This window comes from Bradyrhizobium sp. AZCC 2289, from assembly GCF_036924615.1.
Classification (GTDB): Bacteria; Pseudomonadota; Alphaproteobacteria; order Rhizobiales; family Xanthobacteraceae; genus Bradyrhizobium.
Window position 1 is genome coordinate 7,480,618 of record NZ_JAZHRY010000001.1, and the last position, 14,227, is coordinate 7,494,844.

Below are 14,227 nucleotides of genomic sequence, written 5' to 3' on the forward strand. Positions count from 1 at the left end.
TTCAAATCGCTTTCATTTTTTGCGATTTTGCGTAAGCGTCCATTTCTTACACGTCGGTCAGATTTTGGGGGTTGAAGGGGTCCAATTCCAGGGGAGGAGGTCGTCGAGCTTGCTCATCGGATGGCCGTTGGACATACGTTCCAGTACGTCCTTGAGGTAGGCGAACGGCTCGACATCATTAAGTTTTGCAGTGGCTAGCAGCGAAGCGACGACTGCCCAGCGGGCCGCGCCGCCGTCGGATCCGGCGAACAGGTGGTTCTTGCGGCCCAGCGCGATGGGGCGGATGGCGCGTTCGACCGTGTTGTTGTCGAGTTCGACACGACCGTCATCGAGGAATCGGGTAAGGGCTGGCCAGCGCGCGAGAGCATAGCGAATGGCCTCGGCGAGGGACCCGGCAGGTGGAACGCGACTAAGCTCCATTTCGAACCAGGGCTTCATCATGTCGATGAGCGGCCGGGCGCTGGTTTACGAACATGCCGACGCGCATCTGCGGTGTGGCCCTGGATCGATCTTTCGATTGCATAGAGTTCGGTGATCCGCCGCAAGGTTTCGGCAGCGATCGGTGAACCGGTCGCTTCGTGCAGGTCATAGAACTTGCGTCGTGCGTGGGCCCAGCACGCTGCCAGTACGATGTCGCCCGGCGCGGTCAGCCGCTCGAAGCCAGCATAGCCGTCGACTTGCAGCACACCACGGAAGTCCTGGAGGTCGGCCGCAGGACGCTTTGCCTTTCGGTCAGGACTGTAGAAGTAGACGACGGCCGGCGGTTCGGGCCCGGACCAGGGTCGATCGTCACGCGCATAGACCCACAACCGGCCGGTCTTGGTGCGGCCGCGGCCGGGATCGAGCACGGGGATCGGCGTGTCGTCGGCAAACAGCTTGGTTGATCCAAATACATGCGCTGCGAGGCGGGCCTGTAGCGGCTCCAGCCACCAAACGGCTCCGCCGACCCAGTTGGCGAGCGTCGGCCGGGCTTGAGGGAAGTTTGGTCCATTTTATTGTTGTATCGAAAATCGATAATCTTACATCCGCTTTGCGAGGCTTCTTTATCGGCCTGATTTGCCCCGGCGTTGTAATGTTTCTCAAAAGTGACTGAGTGAAGGGACTATTTCGACCGGAACCGTCTTGAGCAGTGGTTCCGTCACGCGCGGCATATGCTACAAGAACGTTGTCCGACGGCTCAACCCGGGAGAACCCGCGCTCTACCGCTTGTAGGCGGTTTTTCGGGCGCTAGCTTTGCTGCCTTAGACTATGACTTGCGAGAATCTGAGAAGGTAGGTGTCATTGTTACCGAAGTTGACCCTAACAGCCCATTCGCTGAACGCGGCATCAAAAAGGGCGACATTATTTTGGAGATGGCTGGAAAATCCGTCAGGAGTCCGGCAGACGTCGCAAATGCAATTGACAGCGTCCGCAAAGGTAACAAGCTAACAAGCGAAGCATCTTAATGAGAGTAAAAACTGACGGGACATCGCGGTTTGTGGCCGTGCCCGTGATTTAAGGTCGTCTCAAAGTGCTACGGGGGCTAGCCGTCGACCTGAAGGACGCCTTTGAAGTTCGCCAAATGGGAGGCGGGACGTTCGGCCGACGATCGGGGGTTGTAGAAATCGACCGCTGCCGGCGGTCAGGCCCGGAAAGGCGGCCGCGACAAAATCGACGCAAATGAACCCCTTTCGGAAATTTGGCCCTTTCGTCGCACTCGAAATGGAAATCGATTTGAAACGAGGCGGCAATCCGAGGGCATATTTTTCAACTCGATTGGATCACTCAGCCGTCGGAGTAAGCTGCCGATCAGTTGATACCGGCTGCCTTTATGACCGGAGTCCACTTCGCTACCTCGGCACGCAAGAAGGCATTTGCTGCCTGAGGAGAGCGTTGAGTGGCAGTCGGCATTTCATCGACAGCTGCTTGCCGCAGTTTTTCGCGCGTCGGCGCGTCGTCGAGCGCTTGGACCAATGCAAAATTGAGTTTTTCGATCACCGGCGTTGGCGTGCCCTTAGGGGCCAATAGTGCGGACCATAACGAAATTCGGAAGTTCGGCAAACCGGCTTCGGCGGTAGTTGGTACGTTTGGCAGTGACGGAAGGCGCTCGGTGCTGGCGGTCACAATAACCTTAACGTTGCTGTTCGCAGCAAAAGCACCGGCGAAATCACACATGAAGTCTGTGTCTCCACTGGACAGACTGCTAACTGCTGGGCCCGTCCCTCTGAATGGAATGTGGGTAGCGTTTACCTTGATCGCCGCGATGAACTGCTGGCACGCGATATGGCTTAACAACCCAATCCCACTTGATCCAAAACTGTGGCTCCCGTTCGCTAGATAGGAGCGCAATGAATTGAGATCGTTTCCCGGTATATCCCTTTTTGCTGCGACTACGATTGGAGAAGCGCCGATTAGTCCGACGGCATCGAACCCAGCGGCAGGATCAAAAGTCTTCTGAGACAGCCCAGCTACGAAGACACCCGAGGTCCCAACCACAAGCGTGTAACCATCGGCAGAAGCTTTCATGGCCGACGTCATACCGAGCGAGCCAGACGCTCCAGGTCGGTTTTCAATTACTACCTGCTGGCCTAAAGTTCTTGACATATGTTCGCCGACGGTTCGCGCGGTGACGTCAGTTAGACCACCCGGTGCACCCGGAACGATGAGTTTCACTGGCCTATTAGGAAAACTAGTTGGAGGTGGCGTGCCTGGACCAGCACCCGTCGCCACAAGGCGTGTCGTGAAAACGCCCGATACATCGCCCGGCATCGGCGACGGTGCGATCGGTTGTGTAGGCACTACGGCTGCCATCTTAGTTTCTAAATCTTGGACACGGGCACTTGCGAGACCGGAGAATGCACAATTGGGAAAGCGCGTAAGGTGATCCTTCAAAGCCGCAACTGTCCCCATCGCTTCGGCACTTTTCCAATGATCGCGGGCGGCGGCGCAAGGATCAGCGGTGGGGGCCGTGACAGGGGTTTTAATGTCCAATCGGCCTCGGAGATAGAACTCGCCAATCAGCGATAACGAGAGTTCCGGGAGTTGCTCGTGCTTGGTCGCTTCATAGACGTCGGAACTGACACGCCGGAAGATAGTTCCGATTTCTTCTTGCTCCTCAATGTGTTTGAGAAATGAGGCGGTGTATGGGCTATTCCGGCCAACGCCGTCCTCAGCAGTCCGACCGGCTTGCGTAGCGTACGCCACAATCATGCCTTGTGGGCTGTCAATTCTGGCGAGACCCCGCTGAAGCGGAAGTGCCCTGGTTGAGCCGATGGAACGCTTCAGTTGATCCGCAAGCGGATTTTCCCGACAGGAGTCCAGCACTAGAATTCGTAGGTTCTTTGCTTGCTGCAAATCCGATACAATCTCATCGACGCGAGTCATCCGGCGCAAGTCCGCCTCATCCTTCAAATCTGCATCGACCGGAGCGAGATAGTTTACACCCCCAAATTGGAGTGCATGCCCGCTATAATAAAACATGGCAACATCGGCAGTACGCGCGGCCCTTGCGAATTTGATCACTGCGTCGTCCATCCCGGACCTGTTGAGATCGACCGCGAGGATCGTGTCGAAACCCGAATGCCGCAAGGCCGCAGCCACGTCGGCGGCATCGTTCGCTGGATTGGGTAATCGGGACACATTCAGGTAAGCCCCGTTCCCAATGACCAGTGCAACGCGGGTTTCGGCCCGGGAGGGGTGAGTAAACGCCAGGAGGCAAGCAACCAGAGCGAACAGTGCTACAAAAAGCCTCATATCGCGTCCCCCAATCAACCCAATCTCCCAACATAACTGCAGATTTTGGCCTCCGCAATTGATATACTACCGTCAGTGAGAGGACTGAGCCTCTTGCAGAAAGCTATTCGACGGGGTGAAAGCAACCTGGCTCAACATGCTGCGGCTGCTGATGCCCAAGTTACTTAAGAGCGACTCTCACCTCCGCAGTTGTACTTCTGAACGAAAACGCAACAGATCGAACAAATTCGAGCGCGTCGAGCAGCGCATAGGGGCGGGACTACAGCAACGGCTCCAATCCGATTGGAGGTCGCCAAAGGGATCGCAGAGTCGGACCCTCGCTCTTTATCAACGGAAACTACACTGATTAGGCCGGGGTTGACAGCCAGCTTACGGGAGAGACAATGAAAGCTGTTAAGAACTTGCTGTTGCCGGCCTCGTTGCTGTTTGTCGCCTCGGTCCGCGCTTAAGGCACCTTTCTGGATCGCGGCCGCTATTGGGATATCGAGTATACCTGCGACCGGATTGTCGCGGTGAGATGGAGATTGATCGGGGCGGCTGCAGCATCCGTTGCGCGGGCTGGCTTGGCAACTACATCAGCCAGACGATTTCGGCCTCGAGGGCGTTTCAGCCGTAAGGAAGACTGGACTGATCGGCGCGGCGGTTGCTTTTCAACTGTCCAAAGGCGGTGTGCTCCAATGCCCGGTTCTGGTTCACTTCATTTCAGGAGTTCATATGCATAAAGTCGGGGGCAAGAATATTACGGTTTTCCGATTCGCTAGAGTCCAAAGACTGTCCCTTAAGGGGAGCGGCTCCCGGGAGCAGGGATTAACTTAGATGAGTTGGACTATGCAGTACATTCTCGGGGTCGTCGCTTCGCTTGCGTTAATTGCGCAACTGAATTGTACGGACGCCTTAGCCGAAAATGCTCCACTTTCAATTCAGGTCTCTCCTCAGCTTGGCAATCAGTCAGGTTTAACGCACGTTGCATTTTCGCCGGACGGCAAAAGGGCTTTGACGGGGAGTAGTGAAGCGATCAAGCTTTGGGATGTCGCCACTGGCAGAGAGCTTCGTTCATTTATTGGGCATTCTGGCGATATCAACGCTGCTGAATTCTCGCCGGACGGGAGAAAGCTTGTGTCGGCTGGCGACGATAAAACAATCAAGATATGGGACGTCGAGTCCGGTATCGAGCTTCTGACTCTCGTAGGGCATACCGATGTCGTCAAGTGTGTTTCGTTTTCTCCTGATGGCCTAAAGGTCGTTTCGGGGGGCGGTGATAAGAACGTAAAAATTTGGGACGTTGCAAGTGGTCGGGAGTTGAGAACTCTTGTTGGTCATACTTACGGGGTTCGCAGCGTCCGCTTTTCGCCGGAGGGCAATAAAATTGTATCAGGTGGTATCGATGACACAGTCAGATTGTGGGCCGTAGAGGACGGACGGGAACTTCAAAGGTTCGTTGGGCACTCTGGCAGCATCAATTCAGTAGAGTTTTCACCTGACGGCTTACGGGTTCTCTCGGCAAGCAGTGATACAACGCTCAAAATCTGGGATATTGTTTCAGGACAGTCGTTGTTTACTTTAAGCGGCCATTCAGAAGAAGCGCCGTCGGGCGCGTACTCGCCGGACGGACGAAAGATTGCATCATCTAGTTACGACAAAACCATCAAAGTGTGGGACGCTGAGAGTGGACGCGAGGTCCGTTCACTAACCGGGCATTCAGGGACAGTTTGGTCGGTGAGGTTTTCTCCCGACGGCCAACGATTGATTTCCGGAAGTGATGACCAATTTGCTAAAATCTGGGATCCGAACACGGGAAGTGAACTCAGACAACTTTCGGGGCTTGTGAAATCTGTAACATCGGTTGCCGTTTCTCAAAACGGTGAGATCGCTGCGGGGGGGGGCAGGATAGTTCATTCGGACTGTGGAGCTTGAGCACCGGACAAGAAATTAGACGTTTGAGGAGTGGAGAAGGGGGCATTGCGTCCCTTACGTTTTCGCCTGATGGGCTGCTCCTTGTTTCCGGCGGTGGCGATAATGCTGTTAGAATATGGAATGTACAAAGTGGGCAACAGCTCCGGGCCTACAATTCTCATGCGAAATGGATTAGTGCTGTCGCTTTTTCCCCAGATGGGCGCCGCTTGGCATCCGCAGGTTGGGATAATGCGATTAAGATCTTCAGTGTCGGAGACAATCGGGAAATGCGCTCGTTTAAAACGGGAGCAGAATCGGATTATGCCGTAACGTTTTCGCCGGATGGCCGGCTAGTGATATCCGCCGGCGGGGACGGCCAGATTAAAGTTTGGGATGTGTCTAAAGCCCGCAGTATCCGCCGTTTTTCAGCAGATAAAGATTACGTCTCTGCGATTGCCGCATCCCCGAATGGCCAAACGGTCGCCTCAGGAGGCCGTGACGGCGTCGTAAAAACGTGGGATTTCCGAAATGGTAACAGGTTGGCTTCCCTTGTTGGTCACAATGCTGGCGTGCAAGCTGTCGCATTTTCGCCAAACGGTCGGGAAGTTTTGTCCGGCGGGGGCGACAGTACTATCAGACTCTGGGATGCTCACACTGGCATTTCACTCGGGGCCTTCAGAGGTCACGGCAGTACGATCGCGTCGGTAGCTTTTACGCCCGATGGTGAAAGGATCGTTTCTGGGAGCTGGGACGGCACAACAAAGGTATGGGACAAAGAGACGCGAGCCCTCCTTGGAACAATGATATCATTTCCCGGCGGGGGGTGGTTGACGATCACGCCAGAGGGCTTTTTCGATGCATCGTCCTCCGCGGCTGCACAAAATCTCAACGTGGTCCGGGGCCTTGAGGTCTATTCGATCGACCAAGTTTACCAGGCTTTGTACCGGCCCGATCTGGTCCGGGAGAAACTTGCGGGAGATCCCAAAGGGCTGGTTCGCGAGGCTGCAGCAAGGCTCGATCTGAACAAGGTGATGGCAAGCGGCGGTGCGCCGAAGGTGTCGATCGTGACGCCGGCGGGGAATGTCGCCAACGACGAGGTCACGGTTGAAGCCGCAATCGCCGAACAGAACGGCGGCGGGATCGGCAAGATCGAGTGGCGCGTCAATGGCGTGACGCTGGGGATAGAATCCCGCGGCCTGGAGCGGCTGCCAGAGGGGACGGCGTCATCGCCGGTGACCTCGCGGCCGGCAGTGACGGTGAAGCGGACGCTGTCCTTGGAGCCCGGTGAGAACAGGATTGAGGTCGTGGCCTATAACGGCCGTGACCTGATCGCCTCCGATCCTGCCGAGGTGATCTTGAAGTGGGATGGCGAGAAGAGCGCTACGCCGCCGAAGCTGCATGTGCTGGCGGTCGGGGTGAACGACTACTACGACAGCCGTCTGAAGCTGTCCTTCGCGGTGCCGGATGCCAAGGCGTTGGGCGAGGCCATGAAGAAGGCAGGTGCCTCCCTATACCAGTCGGTCGAGGTCACCTCGGTGCTGGACGATGGGGTCACCATCGATAATCTCGACAAGGTATTCGCGGAGGTCAGCCGCAAGGTCCATCCCCGGGACGTGTTCGTGTTCTTCCTGGCCGGCCACGGCAAGACGGTCGACGGCCGCTACCATTTCCTGCCGCAGAACTTCCGTTACGAAGACGAGAACTCAATCGCTAAACGTGGGATCGACCAGGACCGTTTTCAGGCCTGGTTCGCCAAGATTCCGGCCCGCAAGAGCATCCTGCTCTACGATACCTGCGAGAGTGGATCTTTGACCGGGGACCGGGTCCAGCAGCGCGGCATCGAGCGGGTGGCGGCGCTGGAGAAGATGACGCGGGCGATGGGACGCACGGTGCTGTCGGCCTCCAGCGACGACGCCCCGGCGCTGGAAGGCTACCGCGGCCACGGGGTGTTCACCTATGCCTTGTTGGACGGAATGTCCGGCGCCGACACCAACAACAACGGCTTGATCGAGGTCACCGAGCTTGCTGCCTTCATCGACCAGAAGGTGCCGGACCTCAGCTACCAGGCGTTCAAGATGCGCCAAATCCCGCAGATGAAGATCGTCGGCAACAGCTTCCCGGTTGTCTCCAGGACCCCGGTCCTGATCGCGGGTGCCCCCGAGACCAACGCCTCGACACCGATCCCGACCAAACCGACCCATGTCGTGGTCTCCCAGTTACCGGTAGATGTCTACGCAGCCGCCGCACGAAGCGGCGCCGTCGTGCAGCATCTGCCGCCGGGCACCACCGTCACCCTCCTTGAAGGTGCCAACGGATGGCAGCTCGTCGCCAAGGACGGACAGAAATTGGGTTTCGTCGAGGAGAAGGCGCTCCTGAGACTTCAATAGCGCAAACCAATTTCTCTGCGGGATAAGTGACAGTCTGAAAATGTGGGACGTTGAGGGACTCCCGATTGCTATATCCCGCTTCGCGAACGGTAGCGCCTCCCCATAAGGTCTTTTGGCTTGGACGCCATCACCGTCGCGCACGACGGCGACATCCAGATGATCGATAGCACCTCCGTTCGGGTCCATCAGCAGGCCGCGACGGCAAAAAGGGGGGTGCAGATCACTGTCTTGGTCGCTCCCGGGGCGGGCTCACGAGCAAGATCCACGTCGTCGTCGACGCGCAGGGGCTCCCGATCCGGCTCGGCCTGACGGCAGGGCAGGCGCATGACGGGCAGATCGCCGACACGCTGCTCGACCATCTCGTCCCTCGAACCATTGTGCTGGCGGATAAGGCCCACGACGCCGATCGCATCCGTGAGCTGATCCAAGACCAGGGCGCCACGCCCAACATCCCGCCCAAGAGCAACCGGCGCTGTAAACCCTGCTTCAGCAAGCACCTCTACCGCGAGCGCAACCTGATCGAGCGCTTCTTCTCGAAGCTGAAGCACTTCCGCCGCGTCGCTACCCGCTACGACAAGCTCGCCGCCAACTTCCTCGCAATGATCCAACTCGCCTCGATGCGGCTGTGGCTCCGAGCTTATGAGTCTACGGCCTAACCTGCACCGGTCTCACACTACAGTTATCCCAGAAAATATGCTTTGATGTCAAAGTCGCCCAGACAGAGAAGGGCGGGCTTCCCGACTCCCCATTGATGGAGACGAGCCTTGAAAATCGGTCAAATTTGTGCGGCGTTAACTTTTATTGTTTTTGTCACTTTATCATCAGCCCCAACTGCCAACGCTTTAAATGCATTGCAGATCGCCTGCAAAAACGACGCAGAAAAAGACGATGTCGCAGTTCAGGCTTGCACCAAACTTCTTCAACAAAGCAATCTGAGCACAGCTTTTCGGATCGCTTATTTGCTAAACCGGGGAATTGCCTATCGAGGTCTGCGGCGGTGTGATCTAGGCGTTGCCGATTTTACCCTCGTTGAAAGTATAACTTCACCAGGTGGAGATCGAGTTAGCAATTTCAATAGTCGCCTGTATCGCGCACAGCTCCGAAAGGATTGCAACGATTTTGACACGGCTATCGCTGATTTAACCGCTCTGCATCGTGACTTTCCGCAGGAAAGTGGCGCGTTGATGGAGCGGGGGATTCTTTGGGACGCAAAAAAGGACAGTGCTAAAGCCCTCGCCGACTACGATGGTGCGATAAAAATACGACCGAAGGATCCTATTCCATACTCGGCGAGAGGGGTACTGCGTACTAATCTAGGGGAACTTGATCTAGCGCTCGCGGATATAAATACGGCGATTCGCTTGGATCCGAAAACGTCGCTTTATTATATGCAGCGCGGAGATGTCTGGCGCGCGAAAGGCCAACTAGATCTGGCGCTAAATGATCTAAACAAAGCGGTCGTCATGTCTCCCAAGTCCCAAAACGGGTACCTTCTTCGTGGCCGAATCTATCGCTATCGAGGCGATCTGCAATTGGCACTTGCAGATTTTGATAAGGCGCTCGCGTTATCTCCCGGCTATGTCGCGGCTTACGCAGAGAAGGGTTTGACATACGAGAAAAGCGGTGACGTCAGGAACGCAGAAGTGCAGTTCAACAATGCACTTTCCTCGCCTGATAGAAGCTATTACGACTTACGAGACGATGCGCTTGCAATTTCGCGGTCGCATCTAGCCGCGTTGGATTCCGGCTTCCCACAGCCTGCGTTTCCGGTGGTACCGTTGGTCGCTCCCAAGCCAAATTCCCTGCCGACGAAGTCAGCGGTCGTCCCCAACGTTTCTGCACCCGTCGCGCCGCAGGGCCGGCGCGTTGCGCTTGTCATCGGAAATGCTACCTACAAGAATGCTTCAGAGCTCGCGAACCCACACAAAGACGCCGAAGCGGTCGCAGGGTCTTTGCGCAACATCGGGTTTGACTCGGTAACGCTGGCTAGCGATACCACACGTGAGAAGCTAGTTGACAGCTTGCGCGCCTTCGCTGAGGAAGCCGAAACGGCGGATTGGGCGATGGTCTATTATGCGGGTCATGGCATCGAATTGAACGGCCAAAACTATCTGATCCCGGTTGAGGCAAAACTTGCCGCCGATCGCGATGTGCAATTCGAGGCGGTGCCACTTGGGCAAGTGTTGGCAGCGCTCGAAGGTGCAAAAAAACTGAGGATCGTCTTACTCGATGCATGCCGCGTCAATCCATTCATGCAGCAAATGCGAAAGACAGAGGCGGCTGCCGCAGTTGCGTTGGATACTCGTTCTGGAGAGGGGACCGGTACGCGATCAATCGGTCGGGGCCTGGCCAGGGTAGAAGTGCGGACCGGCCCGACGCTGGTGGTGTTCGCCGCTAAAGATGGCCAGACAGCACTCGATGGCGATGGTCCCAACTCGCCATTTGCGATCGCGATGGTACAGCGGATCGCCACGCCCGGCGTCGAAATTAATAAGATTTTCCGCCTTGTACGCGACGACGTCATGGAGGCAACCGCGGGCCGTCAAGAGCCATACACCTATGGCTCGCTGCCCGGACGGGAGGATTTCTTTTTTGTGCCGGCGAAGTAATCCGCTCATTTCTAATCGCTTGGATCTAACTGCGCCCAGTCCCCCGTGTTTCTAAGCGGTCTCGCAATTATTCAAGGTGCACCGGCCGACATACGACCTTCGCCGATCAGTTGTTATGGAACCTGAGGTTTGAACCCCTGATCGTCCTGCACGAATCATCCCGGGAACCGCCTGTCCCTGCGGCAGGCGCAAGACGCGGTACGTGCGGTCTACGCGAAATTCAACGAAGCCAGCGAAGCGTGTTCGTCGCAGATGGCAGATCTCAACTCCGGCTTCCGTGCGAGAACCAACGACCAAATAAAGGCCGATCGATACTCACGCTGATTGAGCTCACTTTAAAGCCAGGCCATGGTTTTTCCCGCCAAAAAGCCTCGCCGTAACGGTTCGCGAACTGGCGACATCTCGTCCTCCACCTGAAAAATTGTCGGTGAGAACAGATCGCGTCCGAACCTAACGAAACAAGTGTGCGAGAAATGGATGCTTACAATCTTACAATAGGGCATTAGGGCTTTAGGCGATTTAGCGCTGGCCCTGAAATTCCCTGTTCTCGGATTTTCGGTCCCTGTTATCCAAATTTTTTTCCCTGTTAATTTGCGTAGGGAATTGTGCGAAAAGTCGCTGCAGCACAGGGGTTTTTTGACACGAAATCGGTTCCTAGGCCTCCAAATCGCAAACTTCCCTGTAAAATTCCCTGTTAGCAGGGAATTTGCGTGGAGACGGGTGCGATCAGCACTGCGTCGCCAGCCACGCATTCCGGCGTTCGGCCAAGCTCCCCGAGAAACGCGAGAATGGGCCGGAAATCCCGGCTTTTCGCGCATTTGAATTTGTCTCCGAAGCCTCGGTTTACCGCACTCAAGGAGGAAATCGGGTAAAGTCTCCGAGCCTAACCGCGAATATTCCCGTTTTGCAGAGATTATCGGCGGAGATTGGTTCGACCGGCACTGCCGCCGGAGGGCGGCAGCAGTTTGCACCGACGGAATCTTTGGCATTTGCCGTTTGCGCGAAATAAAACCGTTCTTTGCGCTCGTTCGTCCGCAGATGGCTGGAACTTTAGGCCGCGATACCTATCTCAACATTGCGGCAACCAACAATTGCGTTTCTGCCAAAGATCAAAACCGGAGGAATTTGAAGTGCCCAAGAATGAATTCTTCATCGAGCAACGCAACGACGGCCGCTACAACGTCAGTCGTCCCAATGCCGATCGTGCCAGCGCCGTCACAGACACGCAGGCAGATGGAATTGCGAGGGCCCGCGAAATGGATTCGGACGCCACGATCCATGTCGAACGCGTGCGAGACATCGGCCCGGGCCGCGATAAGTGGCGGAAAATTTGAATAGCACGTTTATCAACTAATAATTCCCATGGGAGAAGCGGAGCGTGGACGACTTAGAGTGGGCGCAGTTCGCCCTTGATTATTTGCGCAGAGGCCGCAGAAGCATTCACGACGACTTCAACGATTTGATGAATGAACTGAGGGAGATGGCCGTTGCGAGGGGAGAACCATGGTATCCTCTCGTCAAATCCATAATCCCAACGCTTTATCATTACTCATTAGAATTCACAGCGGATGTTCGGATTCCGGGTGAAAATTTCAGTTCGCCTCGCAATGTCGCTGAGAAACTTGCTGAGTTTCGAGCGTTTGCCGCGTCGATGATAACGGATCTCGACGACGCTGCTGATAGCTATACGAAGACCAATAACGTCGATGGGCCGCCCTTCCTGGTTTCACAGGCTCGGGCTCGCGCTCAGTATTTTGTCGACGCCATTGATTTTGTTTCTGGCAACGCTCCGGGTGACATTACGCAAGCGGTACAAGAGAACACCTTCTCGATCATTGAGCGAATTGCCCTCCGCTTTCACGAGTCTGTTCTTGCTCTGAGGAAACACCCTCACAATGGAGCCACTTTCGATGTCAAGAACGAGTGGGATTGCCAGTATCTGTTTCGATCGATTTTAGCGGCATACTTCACCGATATACGTTGCGAGGAGTGGAATCCCTCGGTTGGCGGGTCCTCGACGCGCTGCGAATTCTTTCTGAAGTCTTTTCGCACGATGATCGAGTTAAAGTACGTTCGGAAAGCCGAAGATCAGAAGAAAATCAAACAAGAGTTGGCGGATGATCTCGTCAACTACGGAGCCAACCCGGAAGTCGATAGAGTGTTCTTCTTGATCTACGACCCCGACAGCGTGTTGCCATCGGCAGTTCAGCTACAAAAGGACTTCGCCGGTCCTACGAAGGGACTGAAGCAGGTTCAGGTGATCGTATCTCCGTTCCGAGATAAGCGAGAAGCGACCGAGGAGGTGCAAGCCTAGAACTTTTATCGACTAGTCTTCGCAATCACCCCGAGATCCAGTGCAAAACGTCCCCCTGCGATCAAGGTCAAGGCGTGGGCTCAGTCGAATCGCCATCGAGCCTTTGAGCGGTGGCTAAATATCACCGATTTCTCAATCGTCCGGAAGCGTTGTCGGAGGCAGTAAGGACCGCAATGAAGTGCGATCGATAAGGCGAGAAAACTTTTTGTAGTTTTGGTGGTCACGCTGCCAGCGGCCAGCAGCAACGGTGACCGGAACGCGCGCTCGCGTTGATACGGTAATGATATCATCGTAACTCGACGCCGGGCTCCAGACGACCTGGTCTAAAATATTCACTGGGATAAGCGCGTCTCGCGCCAGTTCGTCGGCTTCCTGCTCCTGCACGTCATCGCTGCGTATGTCCATATCGTCGATGAATGCTACATGGGTACCAACCAGGATATCGTAGTGCAGGCATATATGGGACAGCTCGTGCAAGAGCGTGAACCAGAAACTGTCGATCCGATCATGCCGAAGGGTGAGGCCAACGATAGGGACGCCCGACGCGCTAACCAAAGCCGCACCGTCAAGAAAGGTTCCGGGCAGGGGCGGCATCACGATAACAACGAGGCCAATACTCGAAAGGGCGTCAAACACCCGCCGAGGACCATCGAGTTTTGAGCTTAGTCGTGCCAACTTCCGAAGGCTGTCTTTCGTTAGTTGGCTTCGATCGAACACGCGCTTTGGTTTGACCGCTTCTGCTCTCTGCAAGACGGCAGCCTGCCAAAGCAATAATGCGCCTTGATCGGTTTTGGACGCTGCACGCTGGGTTCGGGTCTTGCGAAGTAATGCCGAGGCCATTCCCGTTTGAAGCGAGGAGGGAATGAAAGCCGGTATCTCGTCGCGTTCCAAGGCGAAGCCGAGCGTGTTCAAACGCTTAATGGCGTCGCCGGAAATTTGGTCAACGTCATCGCTTCGTTTCGCGCGGGAGATCAACGAGGCGTAGGGAATTCCCAGGCCTTCATGGAGTGAGCGGATCATATCCATCGACAACGTGCGCTTGCCAGACAGAACCTCAGATACGCGCGCCCTCGATCCGATGAACGGCTCCAATTGTCTCGGTGACATTCCTTTTTCTTCCATCCGAAACCTAATCGCGGCGATCGGGTCTGGCGAATTAAGACGTACCGCTCTTTCTTCAAACTGCTCGATCAGGGTAGCAAGGACTTCGATTTCGTCGTCGTATTCCCCGCTGTTGCCAGACAACAAACTGGCCAAGCGGGCTTTCGTCGTCTTGAGGTCATCCATTGTGC

The 14,227-nt window shown here is 55.7% G+C and carries 7 protein-coding genes and 5 pseudogenes; 8 read left to right on the forward strand and 4 right to left on the reverse strand.

Annotation, left to right across the window (positions count from 1 at the left end; all coding sequences use genetic code 11):
* Positions 1–57: 57 nt before the first annotated feature.
* Together tnpC and V1289_RS49970 are read right to left on the reverse strand one after the other, a co-directional pair.
* Positions 58–980 (reverse strand): annotated as a pseudogene (gene tnpC, locus V1289_RS35460) (IS66 family transposase); the annotation flags it as partial.
* Between the two features lie 88 nt (positions 981–1,068).
* Positions 1,069–1,170, reverse strand: a pseudogene (locus V1289_RS49970) (caspase family protein); the annotation flags it as partial.
* A 98-nt stretch (positions 1,171–1,268) separates the two neighbouring features.
* On the opposite strand from V1289_RS49970, the pseudogene V1289_RS49975 reads away from it, so the two are divergent.
* Positions 1,269–1,498 (forward strand): annotated as a pseudogene (locus tag V1289_RS49975) (PDZ domain-containing protein); the annotation flags it as partial.
* 290 nt (positions 1,499–1,788) lie between these two features.
* Here V1289_RS49975 and V1289_RS35470 read toward each other — a convergent pair.
* Positions 1,789–3,732, reverse strand: a complete 1,944-nt coding sequence (locus V1289_RS35470; RefSeq protein ID WP_334403185.1) for a tripartite tricarboxylate transporter substrate-binding protein — start codon at positions 3,730–3,732, stop codon at positions 1,789–1,791.
* Between the two features lie 828 nt (positions 3,733–4,560).
* Here V1289_RS35470 and V1289_RS35475 point away from each other — a divergent pair.
* From V1289_RS35475 to V1289_RS35500, 7 genes and pseudogenes are all read left to right on the forward strand, one after another.
* Positions 4,561–5,646 carry a WD40 repeat domain-containing protein gene (locus V1289_RS35475; protein WP_334403188.1) on the forward strand — a complete coding sequence of 362 codons (1,086 nt, stop codon included), beginning with the start codon at positions 4,561–4,563 and terminating at the stop codon, positions 5,644–5,646.
* 23 nt (positions 5,647–5,669) lie between these two features.
* Positions 5,670–6,386 (forward strand): annotated as a pseudogene (locus tag V1289_RS49980) (WD40 repeat domain-containing protein); the annotation flags it as partial.
* A 66-nt stretch (positions 6,387–6,452) separates the two neighbouring features.
* Complete coding sequence (locus tag V1289_RS35480) at positions 6,453–8,012, forward strand: caspase family protein (RefSeq protein ID WP_334403190.1); 1,560 nt, start codon at positions 6,453–6,455, stop codon at positions 8,010–8,012.
* Positions 8,013–8,129: 117 nt separating this feature from the next.
* Positions 8,130–8,668: pseudogene (locus V1289_RS35485) on the forward strand (IS5 family transposase); the annotation flags it as partial.
* 108 nt (positions 8,669–8,776) lie between these two features.
* Positions 8,777–10,621: a caspase family protein gene (locus tag V1289_RS35490; protein ID WP_334403192.1), complete on the forward strand. Its 1,845-nt coding sequence runs from the start codon at positions 8,777–8,779 to the stop codon at positions 10,619–10,621.
* Between the two features lie 1,130 nt (positions 10,622–11,751).
* Entirely contained in the window at positions 11,752–11,955 is a 204-nt protein-coding gene (locus V1289_RS35495; RefSeq protein ID WP_334403194.1) for a DUF2188 domain-containing protein, read from the forward strand.
* 44 nt (positions 11,956–11,999) lie between these two features.
* Entirely contained in the window at positions 12,000–12,935 is a 936-nt protein-coding gene (locus tag V1289_RS35500) for a hypothetical protein (protein ID WP_334403195.1), read from the forward strand.
* A 132-nt stretch (positions 12,936–13,067) separates the two neighbouring features.
* On the opposite strand, the gene V1289_RS35505 is transcribed toward V1289_RS35500, so the two are convergent.
* The gene (locus V1289_RS35505; protein ID WP_334403196.1) at positions 13,068–14,222 is read right to left on the reverse strand and encodes an ImmA/IrrE family metallo-endopeptidase; all 1,155 of its coding nucleotides are present in this window, start codon (positions 14,220–14,222) and stop codon (positions 13,068–13,070) included.
* Positions 14,223–14,227: the final 5 nt, after the last annotated feature.